At 62.2% G+C, this 12,843-nt stretch carries 12 protein-coding genes; 8 read left to right on the top strand and 4 right to left on the bottom strand.

The annotated features are described in order from the left end of the window. Window positions 1–2 precede the first annotated feature (2 nt). From ACP691_RS10755 to ACP691_RS10740, 4 genes are all read right to left on the bottom strand, one after another. A complete protein-coding gene (locus ACP691_RS10755; protein WP_426149442.1) occupies window positions 3–794 on the bottom strand; it encodes a carbon-nitrogen hydrolase family protein in 792 nt (263 codons plus the stop codon). Next, window positions 787–1,761 carry a LysR family transcriptional regulator gene (locus tag ACP691_RS10750; protein WP_426149441.1) on the bottom strand — a complete coding sequence of 325 codons (975 nt, stop codon included), beginning with the start codon at window positions 1,759–1,761 and terminating at the stop codon, window positions 787–789. Before ACP691_RS10750 ends, ACP691_RS10755 begins: the two co-directional genes overlap by 8 nt. A gap of 263 nt (window positions 1,762–2,024) precedes the next feature. After that, on the bottom strand, window positions 2,025–3,104 hold the full coding sequence (locus ACP691_RS10745; protein WP_426149440.1) for an alkene reductase: 1,080 nt from the start codon (window positions 3,102–3,104) through the stop codon (window positions 2,025–2,027). 40 nt (window positions 3,105–3,144) lie between these two features. Beyond that, window positions 3,145–3,897 carry an SDR family oxidoreductase gene (locus ACP691_RS10740; RefSeq protein WP_426149439.1) on the bottom strand — a complete coding sequence of 251 codons (753 nt, stop codon included), beginning with the start codon at window positions 3,895–3,897 and terminating at the stop codon, window positions 3,145–3,147. A 97-nt stretch (window positions 3,898–3,994) separates the two neighbouring features. Between ACP691_RS10740 and ACP691_RS10735 the strand changes: the two genes are divergently transcribed. The 8 genes from ACP691_RS10735 (at window position 3,995) to ACP691_RS10700 (ending at window position 12,829) form a co-directional block, all read left to right on the top strand. Continuing rightward, window positions 3,995–4,954 (top strand): LysR family transcriptional regulator, encoded by a 960-nt coding sequence (locus ACP691_RS10735; RefSeq protein WP_426149438.1) that lies wholly within the window; start codon window positions 3,995–3,997, stop codon window positions 4,952–4,954. Between the two features lie 680 nt (window positions 4,955–5,634). Then, window positions 5,635–6,156: a DJ-1/PfpI family protein gene (locus ACP691_RS10730; RefSeq protein ID WP_426149437.1), complete on the top strand. Its 522-nt coding sequence runs from the start codon at window positions 5,635–5,637 to the stop codon at window positions 6,154–6,156. A 58-nt stretch (window positions 6,157–6,214) separates the two neighbouring features. After that, window positions 6,215–6,961, top strand: a complete 747-nt coding sequence (locus ACP691_RS10725; RefSeq protein WP_426149436.1) for an SDR family oxidoreductase — start codon at window positions 6,215–6,217, stop codon at window positions 6,959–6,961. Window positions 6,962–7,016: 55 nt separating this feature from the next. Next, window positions 7,017–8,030 carry an alpha/beta hydrolase gene (locus tag ACP691_RS10720; RefSeq protein ID WP_426149435.1) on the top strand — a complete coding sequence of 338 codons (1,014 nt, stop codon included), beginning with the start codon at window positions 7,017–7,019 and terminating at the stop codon, window positions 8,028–8,030. A 215-nt stretch (window positions 8,031–8,245) separates the two neighbouring features. Continuing rightward, window positions 8,246–8,692: a DUF305 domain-containing protein gene (locus ACP691_RS10715; protein WP_426149434.1), complete on the top strand. Its 447-nt coding sequence runs from the start codon at window positions 8,246–8,248 to the stop codon at window positions 8,690–8,692. A gap of 27 nt (window positions 8,693–8,719) precedes the next feature. Continuing rightward, window positions 8,720–10,171: a YncE family protein gene (locus tag ACP691_RS10710; protein ID WP_426149433.1), complete on the top strand. Its 1,452-nt coding sequence runs from the start codon at window positions 8,720–8,722 to the stop codon at window positions 10,169–10,171. A gap of 170 nt (window positions 10,172–10,341) precedes the next feature. Continuing rightward, a complete protein-coding gene (locus ACP691_RS10705) occupies window positions 10,342–11,163 on the top strand; it encodes an alpha/beta hydrolase (RefSeq protein WP_426149432.1) in 822 nt (273 codons plus the stop codon). A gap of 136 nt (window positions 11,164–11,299) precedes the next feature. Continuing rightward, window positions 11,300–12,829, top strand: a complete 1,530-nt coding sequence (locus tag ACP691_RS10700) for a sensor domain-containing diguanylate cyclase (protein WP_426149431.1) — start codon at window positions 11,300–11,302, stop codon at window positions 12,827–12,829. Window positions 12,830–12,843 lie beyond the last annotated feature (14 nt).

Here is a 12,843-nt window from a genome sequence, read left to right as displayed (position 1 = left end):
TGCTATTTCAAGCCTGCCGGAATCTCGACGTAACAGGGGTAAGCTGCCTTGGCCGCTTCGCTGGCGGCCAGGTCCAAGGTATAGCCAAGAATCAGGCCATCGCGCGCAGTCGCTGGAGCCAGCTCATGGCCTTGGGGTGAAAACACCATGCCCCGGCCGCCGAATGCCTGCCCACGCGGAGCCATGCCCGTGCGGTTCGCGGTGACCAGGTAAGCGCCGGATACGATGGCCGCCATGGCGCAGGCTACTTCCCAGTTCCGATGGTCCATGCCCGACGCCCTGGGCGAGATGATCAACTGAGCGCCCGCACGCCCATAGTCGAGCGCGTGCCGGTTGAACATCAGCTCCGTGCACAACAGCACCCCAACCTTCATGCCCGCGACCTCGGCCACCTCGAACCCGGGCACTTGCGCTTCGAACCAGGCTTGCTCGTAAAAGCCCGGCTCTTGGGGAAAATAATGCTTCTGATGGAGGCTTTGATAGCGCCCCTTGACCAGAGCGAACGCCTCGTTTGCCAAAGTGAGCCTGCCCGATACCGGCCTGGATGAGAACACCACGGGCACACCCAGCCCGGCCAAGGCCGCCAGGCCTTCCTCATGCAAAGACACGCAGGCCTGGGCAAGCTCAGGGTCATAGCGCTCGGCTTCAGCCAGCCAGTGCCCAAAGGGCATTTCGTTGGTGACCAGCACGTCCGGAGCTAGGGCAGCCACTTCGGCGACGATGCTTTTCCAGACGCTGTCGCCGGGGCACAATCCATCGGGCCATTGCGCCACAGCCACTTTGAGTTCAGACATCACGCTCTCCAGTTTCGGTTGCGCGGCTGGCGCGATGAGCCGCGCAGGCCTGTACCTGAGCCGCGTCCGCAGCCAGCAAGGTCTCGCAGCGAACCTTCAGATAGCTGTACAGCGAGCGTATCGCCGGGGTGAACTGCTTGCGATGGGGGCATACGAAGTTCAGTGGGTACGGCTCGCCGGCCACCTCCGGCAATATCACCTCCAAGTGGCCCGCGCGTACGTCCTGGCACACATCGAGCCAGGATTTGTACAGTATGCCCTCGCCCGCGATCGCACAGCGCCGGATCACGTCGGCGTCATCGCTGAGCACTGGCCCGTCCACGATCACAGAGTCCGGCTCCTTGTCAGTGGGAAACAGCCACCGATCATAAAGTTTTCCGTTGAGGTGGAAGCGCAGGCAGGCATGGAAGGAGAGCTCCTTGACGCACGTGGGCCGCCCACGCTGCTCCAGATAGGCAGGCGAAGCCGCCAGCACACGCCGGTTGTGCGGCACCAGCGGCAAGGAAACGAAGTCGGCGTTCTGGACGGTGCCATAGCGCACCGCCACGTCCACCGGCGCCTTGAAGATGTCGGAAACATGATCGGAAAGCGAGACCCTGAGCGTAACGCCGGGGTTCGTGCGCCGGAAATCGATCAGCCAGGGAAGCAAAACGTTGCGGCCGAAGTCGGACGCGCTTGCGACCTGCAGCACCCCGCGCAGGGTCGGGTCGCTGGCCTGCAAGCCTGCCTTGCCCTCATTGAGGGTGTTCAGCACGTCCCGGGCGTAAGGCAGGTAGTGCTCGCCTTCGGCGGTCAGCCTCAGACTCCTGGTGGAGCGGGCGAACAAACGAGTATCCAGCTCGCATTCCAACCGCTTGATCGCGGCGCTGATCTGGGCCGGGAACAGATCCAACTCGCGTGCCACGGTAGAAAAGCTGTCGACAGTGGCGACGCGCACAAAAATATCCAGGTCGTTGATTCTGATCATCCACCAAGCACCCTTTGCATGGTATCCACGAAGGTTGTACGCAGCAGCCCATGTAAAACGGCAGAGGACGCTTTTTATTCCTGCCCCTGAAACGGCCCGGTGTCGAGGCCTTCGGCGATCGTGCAGCGCCACCTTAGGGTGTAACCCCGACCGCCGAAACATAGCCCAATGGAAAAACACTGCTGCCAGCATGGCATGAATCGAGCTTAGCCAGCGAGCCCCTATTTGGCAGGCTACGAGCCAGGGCAGTTGGGGTACAAGCTTCAGGCAGACAGCCCAGGGTAATCGATGTAGCCCTCCGCGCCCTGGGTAAACCAGGTGGCTCTGTCTTCGGGCCGTAGCGGCAAGCCCCGTTGCAGCGCCGCGGGCAATTGAGGGTTGGCGATAAAGGGCCGGCCAAAGGCAATGGCATCGGCCAGCCCGCTGGCCAGGGCCGCCTCGGCTCGGGCAAGATCATAGTCGGAGTTGAGAATCAGCACGCCCTTGAACGCTTCGCGAATAAGCGCAGCGCTAGGGGGATACTCCGAGACGCCAAAGGTGCCATCGGCCGGTGGCTCGCGCAGCTCCAGATGAGCGATGCCGATCCGCGACAATGCCTCGGCGGCGTGGGTGAACAGGGGTATCGGATCACTGTCACGCACGCCTTGGTCATGGCTGCTTGGCGTCAGCCTGACCCCTACCCGCTCCTTGCCGACCACCGAGGCCACGGTTTCGGTGACTTCGCGCAACAGCCGCACCCGGTTTTCGATGGAACCCCCGTAGGCGTCGGTGCGGAAATTGCCGCTGTCGCGAAGAAACTGGTCAATCAGATAGCCATTGGCGGCATGAACCTGCACGCCATCGAAGCCGGCTTCCAGAGCGTTGCGGGCCGCCTGCCCGAAATCCGCCAGCAACGCCGGGATTTCCTCGATAGGCAGGGCGCGCGCCTGGGAATAGGGTTGCTTGCCGGCATAGGTATGCGCCAGGCCGGGGGCGGTGGTGACCGAAGGCCCGATAGGCTGGGCGCCATCGAGAAAGCTTGGATGCACCACACGCCCCATGTGCCATAGCTGAGCAATGATGCGCCCGCCCGCGGCATGCACCGCATCGGTGACCTGCTTCCATCCGCGGATCTGTTGCGCGGACCACAATCCGGTCGCATAGGCCCATCCTAGCCCCTGCTGGGTGATGCCAATGGCCTCGCTGATGATCAGGCCGGCCGAGGCCCGCTGGGCGTAGTACTGCGCCATCATGGGCGTTGGCACGTGCTCGCGGGTGCCCCTGGCGCGGGTCATCGGCGCCATCAGGATACGGTTGGGCAGCGTCAGGTTGCCGAGTTGCAGTGAGTCGAACAGCGTTGCCATGTCTTGCGCTCCTTTGAAATGAGTCCGAACCGAGAGGGGGTTATACAAGGCGGGCGCCGCCGTCTAGGTTGAGGGTGGCGCCATTCATGAAACCGTTGCTCATCAGGAACACCACCGCGGCGCCGGCCTGCTCGGCCGTGCCGAGTCGATGCAGGGGAAGCGAGGCCTCGAGGGAGGCGACGAAGCTGTCTTTGGCGTCACCCAACGCCTTGGCCAGGATGGGCGTATCGACCGGCCCCGGGGACAAGGTGTTGACCCGAACGGGCGCCAGCTCCAGGGCCAGGCCGCGAGCGAGGGCTTCCATCGCCGCCGAGGCGGCGGCCAGTACCGCCGTGCCGTATGCATTGGGCCGGTCTGCCAGCGAACCCGAGATGAAGGTCACCGAGCCGGCCCTGGACAGCCTGTTCCCCAGGGCCCTGAGCGCATGGATGGACGCCCAGATGCGCTCATCGAAGGCCCGGGCGAGGTAGCCAAGGTCAGCTTCGAGGGTTTTTCCCGCGACGAAGGTGCCGGCCAGCAGTACCAGGTGATCCACCTGAGGGATGTCTTCCAGGGCGCCATGGAGCTCGGCGGGCTTGGTGACATCCGCCGCGCGCCAGCCATCGAGACCATGGGTTGCCGCTGCCTGCCGTGCCCGGTCCGCGTTCGAGCCGACGACGATCACCCGAGAGCCCGCGGCCTTGGCCTGTATGGCCGCGGACAGGCCGATTCCCGAGGTACCGCCGATCACGACGGTGGTGGTGCCTTGTAGCGAGGACAGGGGCTGCTGCGAAGTTTGCGAAAGCTGGCTCATGGTCGTTTCCTTGATTGGCCGAAGCGGCTGGGTTGGGAACAGACTACGACTACAACCGCAGGTTGATAATAGGGCCCTGGGTGGTTACTCTTGTGCCATGAAAGAACAAATTGGACTGGAACGGCTCACGGGCCTCATTGCTTTCGCGCGTACCGCCTCCCTCGGCAGCTATACCGCCGCCGCCCGGGACCTGTCTGTATCGCCTTCAGCGGTCAGTAAAAGCGTGCAGCGCCTGGAAGAACACTTCGGCTTGCGTCTGTTCAGCCGAACCACGCGTTCTCTGACGCTCACGCCCGAAGGCCGGGAAATCTACGAACGGGCGTTGCGGGTGATCCGGGAGGTGGAGGAAATCGAGCAAGCCGCCGTGGCCTCGCGCGGGGAGCCTTCAGGTATTCTGAAAGTGACGGCCCCCTTGCCCATCGGGGTGAATATCCTGGCGAAGGCCTTGCCTGTTTTCCGGCAACGCTACCCCAAGCTGACGGTGGATCTGCGCCTGGGAGACCAATTTTCGGACATCATCGAGCAAGGGATAGACGTAGCCGTTCGCGTTGGCAACCTCGCCGATTCCCGCCTGGTTTCCAGGCCCCTGGCGCCCCACCGAATCTGTACGTTCGCCTCACCCGACTACCTGGCCCGCAGGGGCAGGCCGGAAACCCTTGAGGACCTCGCCAAGCACGACTGCATCAATTTCCGCTACCAGAGCACGGGACAAGCGCTGCGCTGGCCCTTCCAGGTGGGTCATCGCCTGGTGGAGATCACGCCCAATGCCAGCATGACCATAGACGTCAGTGACGCGGTCGCGGCCGTATTGGCCGCTGGCGGCGGTATCGGCATTTCGCCCACCTATGTGGCCGCGCCCTATGTAGAGCGAGGGGAATTGGTGCCGGTATTCCCCGAATATGCCGTGGACCGGTTCGTCATCACCGCCCTTTGGCCCGAAAGCCGGCGAGGCAGCCCGAATGTGAAGGCGTTTCTGGAATTCCTGCAGGAGGTGTTTCCCGCGGTCACGCCCTGGGATGAAATCGTGGCGACCGCCGCGGCGCCCACGTCGCTGTAGGCGTGGCTGGACAGGCTCCTTCAGAACACAGGATAAAACTCGCATGGCGCTGAACAAGACAGGCGAAAAGGCTCTGTAGCGCCTCGCTAGCATAATGGCGCGCGCGCGCTTCTTCGTCGGTCCAGAGGCCGAGCGCGGACCAATGGAAAGCGCCATGAGCGATAGATGTAAGCGCATAGTCCGAACATCCTGGCATCGATGCCAGCTGCTCAAGAATACCCTTCACTTCCTCGCACACTAACGGCGGCTCGGTACGAAAGCGAACGTCTATCTGACTATAACTGGCGTGCTGCCCGATGCTGTTCACTGCCCTGTTCATATATTACCTCACGTAACGCCTTTGGCTTTTCTTCGCAACGCGTTGTGGGCTTGAGCATCGACTAGCCTGGCAGGCCTACACATCGATGCTCATCCAGCGCAGATCCTATTTCCATCCTTGGATGAAGAAAAGCACCCGCAGAGCGCAAGAGCTGAACAAATGGAGCGTAAATACCTTCAGGCCGCTGCCTGCGCGGCTTCGGGCCATTTAAATCGCTGCTGTTCAGGTGCTAATTCCCGTGCGGGCTGTATCTGCTGCAAGTACTCGTCAATGCTGTTTCAAACCCTGCAGGCAATGAATGGCGGGATTTACTTCTTTCATCAGCGCTGCCCGAAACAGGCGACGCGGCCAGGACATATTTATGAAGAATCTGGCGATCATCATACCGCCACGGCGATTGAACGCCGCCACGCTATCGTCCTGCATGCGGATATGGCGGGAAGAACTGAAACTAAGCGTCTATTCCGTAGGCCCTTGCCTGGAGGCTACCGCGAGCGGTGAAACGAGCAGTATCGAGCAATTGAGCGCCCTGGACAGCCATTGCTTCGACGCGGTCGCGGTCATGGACGGTAACGGAAGCATAGACCTTTTAGGTGAAAACGCTGATGTCATCGCCACCCTTCAAACATTCGATGCGGCCCGCAAACTTATATCAGGCATAGGCCTGGGGAACCTGGCACTTGCGCGCGCCGGGTTATTGCTGGGCAAGAAGGCGGCAACCAAAGATGCCGACTATTTGCATCCGCGTCTCAAGGGCTTTGGTGTGATCTTCGTTCCCGAAGACGTTGTAGCCCTGAAGTGGATCATTACCGGGTCCGGCGCCGACGTGGACACTTTCGCGATAGCCGTTAACGAATGGCTGCGCGACCCGCCTGAACATTAGTCACATGAATTCCATACAGAGCACGCTCGTTCATCCCGCCACAATAATGAGGAAAACCATGAACATTACATCAATATCTAATATCGAGCATACATTGGAAGGCAAGACAATAGTTATCGTTGGTGGAACTTCCGGCATTGGCCTGGCCGCGGCGATCCAGGCAAAACAGGCCGGCGGCCAGGTCATTGTCGTCGGTTATGAAGCGGCCCGGGCTGAACAGGTTGCCGCCGAGCAGGGCTTTGCAGGTTGGCGCGCGGCTGACATCACCAAAAGCGAGTCGGTGCACGCTGCTTTGGAAGAGTTGGAGCGGGTCGATCACCTGGTGCTTTTGGCAGGCACCTTCGTCGCTGGTAAAACCCTCGAAGCGGACCTTGCCCATCTGCAACGTGCGTTCGATGAACGCGTCTGGGGCGCTATCCATGCCCTCAGGGCGCTTGGCAACCGCCTGTCCACCGAGGGCTCGGTGACTTTGATCTCCGGTGCCCTGGCTGACAGGCCCAACGCGTTTGGAACCTCGGTACTGGCGGCGGCCTCGGCGGCCATGGAGGCCCTGGCTCGGGGCCTGGCCTTGGAATTGGCGCCCATCAGGGTCAATGCGCTTTCCCCCGGCCCGACCAATACCCCGATTCTGGTCAAGACCTTGGGCAAAGACCGGGACGGCTATGTCGCCGCCCTCGAACAGAAGCTACCGCTGCATCGCCTCGCCCGCCCCGAAGAAGTGGGCGCGGGAGTGGTGTTCCTGATGAGCAATGGCTTCATGAATGGCGCCACCCTCAATGTGGACGGCGGCTCGCGACTGGTGTGAGCGCCGGGTACGTCCAGCGTTCATGACACCTCTACATCACCTGCAAGGAATGAAGATGACCACAGTAATCAAGGCGGTGCCAACGATGATCGCGCTCTCCGTAGGCTCTGCCATGGCAAGCAGCCCCATGCCTGAACATCAGACCCAGGCGTTCCTCGATGCCCTCGCCGCTGGGGGCGGCAAGCCCTTGGAGCAACTGAGCCCACGCGAGGCGCGTGCGGTATTGGCGGCAGCCCAGACGTCGGTCCAGGTCGATATGTCAGGTATCGAAGTGAGCCACAGGACCATCTCTGTCGAGGGCAACCCTCTCAAGCTGACGGTGGTGCGACCGGAAAAGGCCAAGGGAGAACTGCCGGCCTTCATGTTTTTCCACGGCGGCGGTTGGGTGCTGGGCGATTACCCCACCCATGCGCGTCTGATCCGTGACCTGGTGGTAGCCTCTGGCGCCGTAGCCGTGTACGTGGACTACACCCCCTCGCCTGAAGCGCATTACCCCACGGCCATCAACCAGGCGTACGCGGCCACTCAATGGGTGGCCGAACATGGCCAGGAGATCAATGTCGATGGTCAAAGGCTCGCTGTGGCGGGGAACAGCGTTGGCGGCAACATGGCCGCTGTAGTCAGCCTGATGGCAAAGGAAAAGGCAGCACCCAGGCTCCGCTTCCAACTCCTGCTGTGGCCCGTCACCGACGCCAGTTTCGATACCGATTCCTACAAGCAATACGCCGAAGGCCACTTCCTTACCCGAAACATGATGACCTGGTTCTGGGACAACTACACCACCAATCCGGCCGAGCGGGCGCAGGTATACGCCTCCCCCCTCAGAGCCGGCACCGAGCAGCTCAAGGGCCTGCCCCCTGCGCTCGTACAAACCGCGGGCCTGGATGTACTGCGTGACGAAGGAGAAGCCTACGCTCGGAAACTCGACGCGGCGGGGGTACCGGTCACCGCCGTGCGCTACAACGGCATGATCCATGACTACGGCCTGCTCAACCCGCTGGCGCGGGTGCCCGAGGTCCAGGCTGCCATGCGTCAAGCGGGAGCGGAACTCCGAGCGCACCTCAACTGACGGGATGCGGGCTCTTCGAGAGGCCGCATCACTGACCGCCAGGCGCCTGTTCTGGCGAACTTGCGAAAGGCCAGGCCAGGCGCTCGAGGACGCGAGCGGTCCTGGGCCTCGCCACTAGTCGCAGACCCTAGCCCCGCGCCACTTCCTGGCTGACCGGGAATAAGCGCCGCTGCAACGCGTCTGCCTCAGGTGCCCACGCTTTAGGATCTTTCACAATGGCGAGCAAAGGTTACGCTTCACCCAAGGTGCGAACACTGGTCTTGGCGATCACCATGGCCTGGTTGGGCCCCGTCCTGGCCGATACCGGCATGGCCGCCCGGCACCGCCCGGCGCCAGCGGCGGAGGCCGCCTCGTCCGCCTCCCTCGCGGCTTACACCCATGACAACGCCGCGGCCATGGACAGGATGATGCAAGGCATGGAAGCGCCTTCCACGGGCAAGGTTGACCAGGACTTTGTCCAGGCCATGACCGCGCATCATCAGGGCGCGATCGACATGGCGGTGGCCATGCTCAAGTACGGTCACGACGAACAGCTCAAGCGCATCGCCCAGGAAATCATCGTGGACCAGCAACAGGAGATCGCCGCCATGCGTCTTGCCTTGGGCCAACCGCTGCCGCCGTCCACCGAGGTACCGACGCAGATCCAGGAATCGCGCGACTGACACTTCCCTATGTATCGAGGAAATCCCATGAAGAGCACTTACGTGGCAAGGGTAGCGCTGGCCTTGGCTACCCTGGGCGCATCCGTAGCCGGCTGGGCCGGGCAAATCCCGGGCAAGCTTTCAGCGCCCGATATTCCCATTACCCATCAAGACCGGGTCTACGCTGCTGAACAGTTCTCCAACACGGTGTCGGTAACGGATCCGGTCGACAACCGCCTGCTGGGTATCATTCCCCTGGGCGACCCGCAGCCGGGTAACCTCAGCCCACTGTACAAGGGCGAAGTGCTGGTACACGGCATGGGTTTCTCCCCGGACCACAAGACCCTGGCCGTGGTCTCCATCGGTACCAACTCGGTGTCCTTCATCGACACCCAGAGCAATACCATCAGGCACAAGACCTACGTTGGCCGCGCACCCCATGAAGCCTTCTACACACCCGACGGCAAGGAAGTGTGGGTCACCGTGCGAGGTGAGGATTATGTGTCGGTGATCGATGCCGCTACCTTTGCCGAGAAGCTGCGGATCAAGACCCCAGGCGGCCCAGGCATGCAGATCTTCTCGCCCGATGGCCAGTACGGCTACATCTGCTCTTCCTTCAACCCCGAGACCGTGGTGGTCTCGGTAGCCACCCACAAGGTTGTCGGGCATGTGCCGCAGGCCAGCCCTTTCTGCCCCAACATCGCGGCGTCCCCGGACGGCAAACAGGTCTGGTTCACCCTCAAGGACGTGGGCAAGGCGCAGGTGTTCGAGGCAACTCCACCGTTCAAGCTGCTGAAAACCCTGGACGTCGGGCCTATCGCCAACCATGTGAACCTGGTGCATAACGCACATGGCCTGTTCGCATACATTACCGTAGGCGGCACCAATGAAGTGAAGGTCTACCGCACTGACACCTTCGAGCAGGTCGCCACCATCGCGGTAGGCAAGCTGCCTCATGGCATATGGCCTTCCGGTGACGGCAGCCGAGTATATGTGGGCCTGGAGAACGCCGATGCCTTCGCCGTGATCGACACGCTGACCAATGCCGTGATCGCCACTGTTCCGATCGGCCAGGCGCCCCAGGCGGTGGCCTATGTACCGCAGGCGGTGGCCGAGGGCGACGGCACCGCCAACCTGAAACCCCTTGGGATTGCCGGGCAAGCTAGCCACCTGGCCCTAAAGGCTGCTGGCGCATCGCAGCCAGCGACCAGTGTCACTCTGTTCAGCCAGGGCTTGACCCAGGTGCTTCAAGCCGCGGTGACCGGCCTGGCGCCTAAACAGCCGTATACCCTGGCGCTGGCTGATCAGCCCGACGGCAGCGGTGCGGTGCTGCCTCTCGCCGGATTCGTGACCAATCCGGCGGGGTCGGCCATTGTCAATGCCGTCGGGCCGCTACGCCAGATCGTCCAGAACGAGGCCCCAGCCTTGCGGCGCTACCTGGTGATTCTCGGCGGAACGCCGGATGCCTTGGGCACCCTACAGCAGGCGCAGGCCGATTGAGCTCCTTTGTGGCAAGAAATGGGCGCTTGGCTACCGCTCAAGCCGGACACGGCAAAGGGATGCGCTGGGCGCTTGCTTTGAATTACATCCGTAATACAATGATTCGACCCAGGCCAGTTTCAGTGCGGTTTCAGGCGCCCTGGCTTCATTCCATGTGTAGGGGTTCATTAATGGCTGAAACTTGCTTCCAGAGCCCGGAAAAGGCCAGTTGGCCCGCCGATGAGCCGTGGCACTCGGTGTTTCGCGCCTTGACCTTGCCCAGGTCTGCGCCTACAGAGGAGCCGGCCGCTCCAGTGCTGGAGCGCGCGCGGCCTCTGGCGCGCGCTTTCGAAGGCAGCCATTTGATGACTTACCAATGGGACGCTAGCGGCCCTCAGGTACTGCTCGTCCATGGCTGGGAAAGCCAAAGCGGGCATTGGCATCGCTGGATCGATGCCTTGCTGCAGGCTGGCTACCGGGTCACCGCCATGGACCTTCCCGCCCATGGCCGTTCAGGCGGCCATTCGACCACCGTGGTCCAGGCCGGGCGGGCCGTGCTTGAGATAGGCCGTCAGCTGGGCCCGCTGCACAGCGTGATCGGCCATTCCATGGGGTCTGCCGCAAGCCTCTATGCCTTTGCCCATGGATTACGGGCCACCACTAGTGTCCACATCGCCGGGCCCGCGTCGCTGGTCGGAGTGATCGAGAGCGCCGCCGCGCTCGCCGGCTTGTCCGTTGAAGACCTGGCTGGCCTGAAGGCCGCTTTCGAAGCCAAGGCCCAGGCCCCTCTGGACAGCATGGAGCTGGACGCGCTCAGCGTGGGATTCGACCACCCCGCCCTGCTTCTGCATGATCCAGAAGACAAGGAAATCCCGATCGCCGATGCTCATGCGCTCTTGGCGCGCTGGGAGGCGGGGAGGCTTTGCGAGATTCATGAAGTCGGCCATCGAAGGATATTAAGGAGTGACTTGGCGATAGCGTCGGCACTAAGCTTCCTGCAAGGTTCCGATTGAACGGTCTGGTACGCCCGACATTAAGCCAGACGCAGGCAAAATACGCCGTGCACCCGCTTTTCACCTTCCATGACGCCTCAAGAATCCCCCGCCGCGGTCGATGGCCTGGAATACTTTTTTCCATTTGAAGCCTGCCATGGCCAACCCGACCAACAAGCCCAGGATCCAGTATCAGTTCATCCACCGCCTCGCTTCGCTATTGGTGGTGCTGGTGATCGCTGCCATCGTGGGCATGGCCGTGGTAGAGAATACCCAGGGCTATTTCGAACACCTGCATCGCGGCGAGATCAACTCGGCCAACCTGGCACGAGCCGCTGCGCAGCACGCCGATGATGCTATCAAGGAACTGGACGCCTTTTCCGCCGGGATGGTCGAGCGGGTGCAGCACGACGGTATCGCCGGAGCCAACAAAGAACGCCTGCGCAAGATATTCAAAAACCAGCGCGCGGTGATGCGGCAGATCCACGGGGTGTTCGTCTACGACCAGAATGGCGACTGGCTGCTTACCGACAAGGACAACTACCCGGCCAACTTGAACAATGCTGACCGAGAGTATTTTGCCTGGCATCGCCAGCATCCTGACGACACTGGCATGCACCTGGGGCCAGCCGTACGCAGCCGCAGCACCGGCGATTGGGTGATACCCCTTTCCCGCCGGCTGAACAATCCTGACGGCAGCTTCGCGGGGGTGTTCCTGGTTACGATCTTCGTCGAGTATTTCAACGATTTCTATGCCGGTTTCCACCTGGACCACAACGGCATTTTCGTCGTCGCCCTGCGCGACGGTACCGTGCTGGCCCGCCGGCCCTTCAATGAGCAAGTCATCGGCTCCAGCCTGGCCAAGGGCGAGATCTACACCAAATACCTGCCGTACGCGCCTATCGGTACCGCTCGCGTCACTTCCATCGTCGATGGCGTGGAGCGCATCAACAGCTACCGGCAACTGGAACGTTACTCGCTGGTGGTCCAGGCGGGGCTATCGGTGGAGTCCATTCTCAAACCCTGGCGGGAAGAGGTGTTCCGCTCCGCCCTTTTTGTACTGGCCATTGTATCGGTGATTCTTTTCCTGAGCTGTGCCTTGCTGCGACAGCTGCGCTTCGGCATCAGCATCGAGCAGGAACTGAGGGAAACCCAGGCCGTGCTCGAGCGGTTGGCCATGGAAGATGCTCTGACCGGCCTGCCCAACCGACGCCAGCTGGATGCGCTCCTATACCGGGAAACCGCCAGGGCGCGGCGCCAGCGCACCGCCGTGGCAGTGCTGATGATGGACATCGATCACTTCAAGAAATATAACGACCATTACGGACATCAGGCCGGTGACCTCTGCCTCAGGGACGTCGCCCAGGCCATTGCCTCCTGCCTGAAACGGCCGGCGGACGCTGCCTTCCGCTACGGCGGCGAGGAATTCGTGGCCTTGTTGCCAGACACCGATCTCGACGGCGCCTGCCAGATGGCGGCCACTATCCGGACAGCGGTGGCCGGCTTGGCCATTGCCCATGCCGGCTCGGACGTGGGTCGCGTTACTCTGAGCATCGGTGTGGCGGCGGTGATGCCGATTACGGACAACGCCGGCTCCCTGCTCCTGCGCAGCGCCGACGAGGCGCTGTATCAGGCCAAGCGCGCCGGGCGCAACCAGGCTTACCCGCCGTTGACGGTGGTGGGCTGAAGGCAAGCCGCCGC

It is taken from the genome of Pseudomonas sp. DC3200b2, assembly GCF_049895785.1.
Classification (GTDB): domain Bacteria; phylum Pseudomonadota; class Gammaproteobacteria; order Pseudomonadales; family Pseudomonadaceae; genus Aquipseudomonas; species Aquipseudomonas massiliensis.
Note: the sequence above shows the minus strand (reverse complement) of the source record. Positions and strands in the feature narration are given on the sequence as shown.

What these genes read in the sequence shown, in the direction of transcription:
- ACP691_RS10755 (WP_426149442.1), bottom strand. Translation starts at nt 794, where the DNA reads ATGTCTGAACTCAAAGTGGCTGTGGCGCAATGGCCCGATGGATTGTGC.
- ACP691_RS10750 (WP_426149441.1), bottom strand. Translation starts at nt 1,761, where the DNA reads ATGATCAGAATCAACGACCTGGATATTTTTGTGCGCGTCGCCACTGTC.
- ACP691_RS10745 (WP_426149440.1), bottom strand. Translation starts at nt 3,104, where the DNA reads ATGGCAACGCTGTTCGACTCACTGCAACTCGGCAACCTGACGCTGCCC.
- ACP691_RS10740 (WP_426149439.1), bottom strand. Translation starts at nt 3,897, where the DNA reads ATGAGCCAGCTTTCGCAAACTTCGCAGCAGCCCCTGTCCTCGCTACAA.
- ACP691_RS10735 (WP_426149438.1), top strand. Translation starts at nt 3,995, where the DNA reads ATGAAAGAACAAATTGGACTGGAACGGCTCACGGGCCTCATTGCTTTC.
- ACP691_RS10730 (WP_426149437.1), top strand. Translation starts at nt 5,635, where the DNA reads ATGAAGAATCTGGCGATCATCATACCGCCACGGCGATTGAACGCCGCC.
- ACP691_RS10725 (WP_426149436.1), top strand. Translation starts at nt 6,215, where the DNA reads ATGAACATTACATCAATATCTAATATCGAGCATACATTGGAAGGCAAG.
- ACP691_RS10720 (WP_426149435.1), top strand. Translation starts at nt 7,017, where the DNA reads ATGACCACAGTAATCAAGGCGGTGCCAACGATGATCGCGCTCTCCGTA.
- ACP691_RS10715 (WP_426149434.1), top strand. Translation starts at nt 8,246, where the DNA reads ATGGCGAGCAAAGGTTACGCTTCACCCAAGGTGCGAACACTGGTCTTG.
- ACP691_RS10710 (WP_426149433.1), top strand. Translation starts at nt 8,720, where the DNA reads ATGAAGAGCACTTACGTGGCAAGGGTAGCGCTGGCCTTGGCTACCCTG.
- ACP691_RS10705 (WP_426149432.1), top strand. Translation starts at nt 10,342, where the DNA reads ATGGCTGAAACTTGCTTCCAGAGCCCGGAAAAGGCCAGTTGGCCCGCC.
- ACP691_RS10700 (WP_426149431.1), top strand. Translation starts at nt 11,300, where the DNA reads ATGGCCAACCCGACCAACAAGCCCAGGATCCAGTATCAGTTCATCCAC.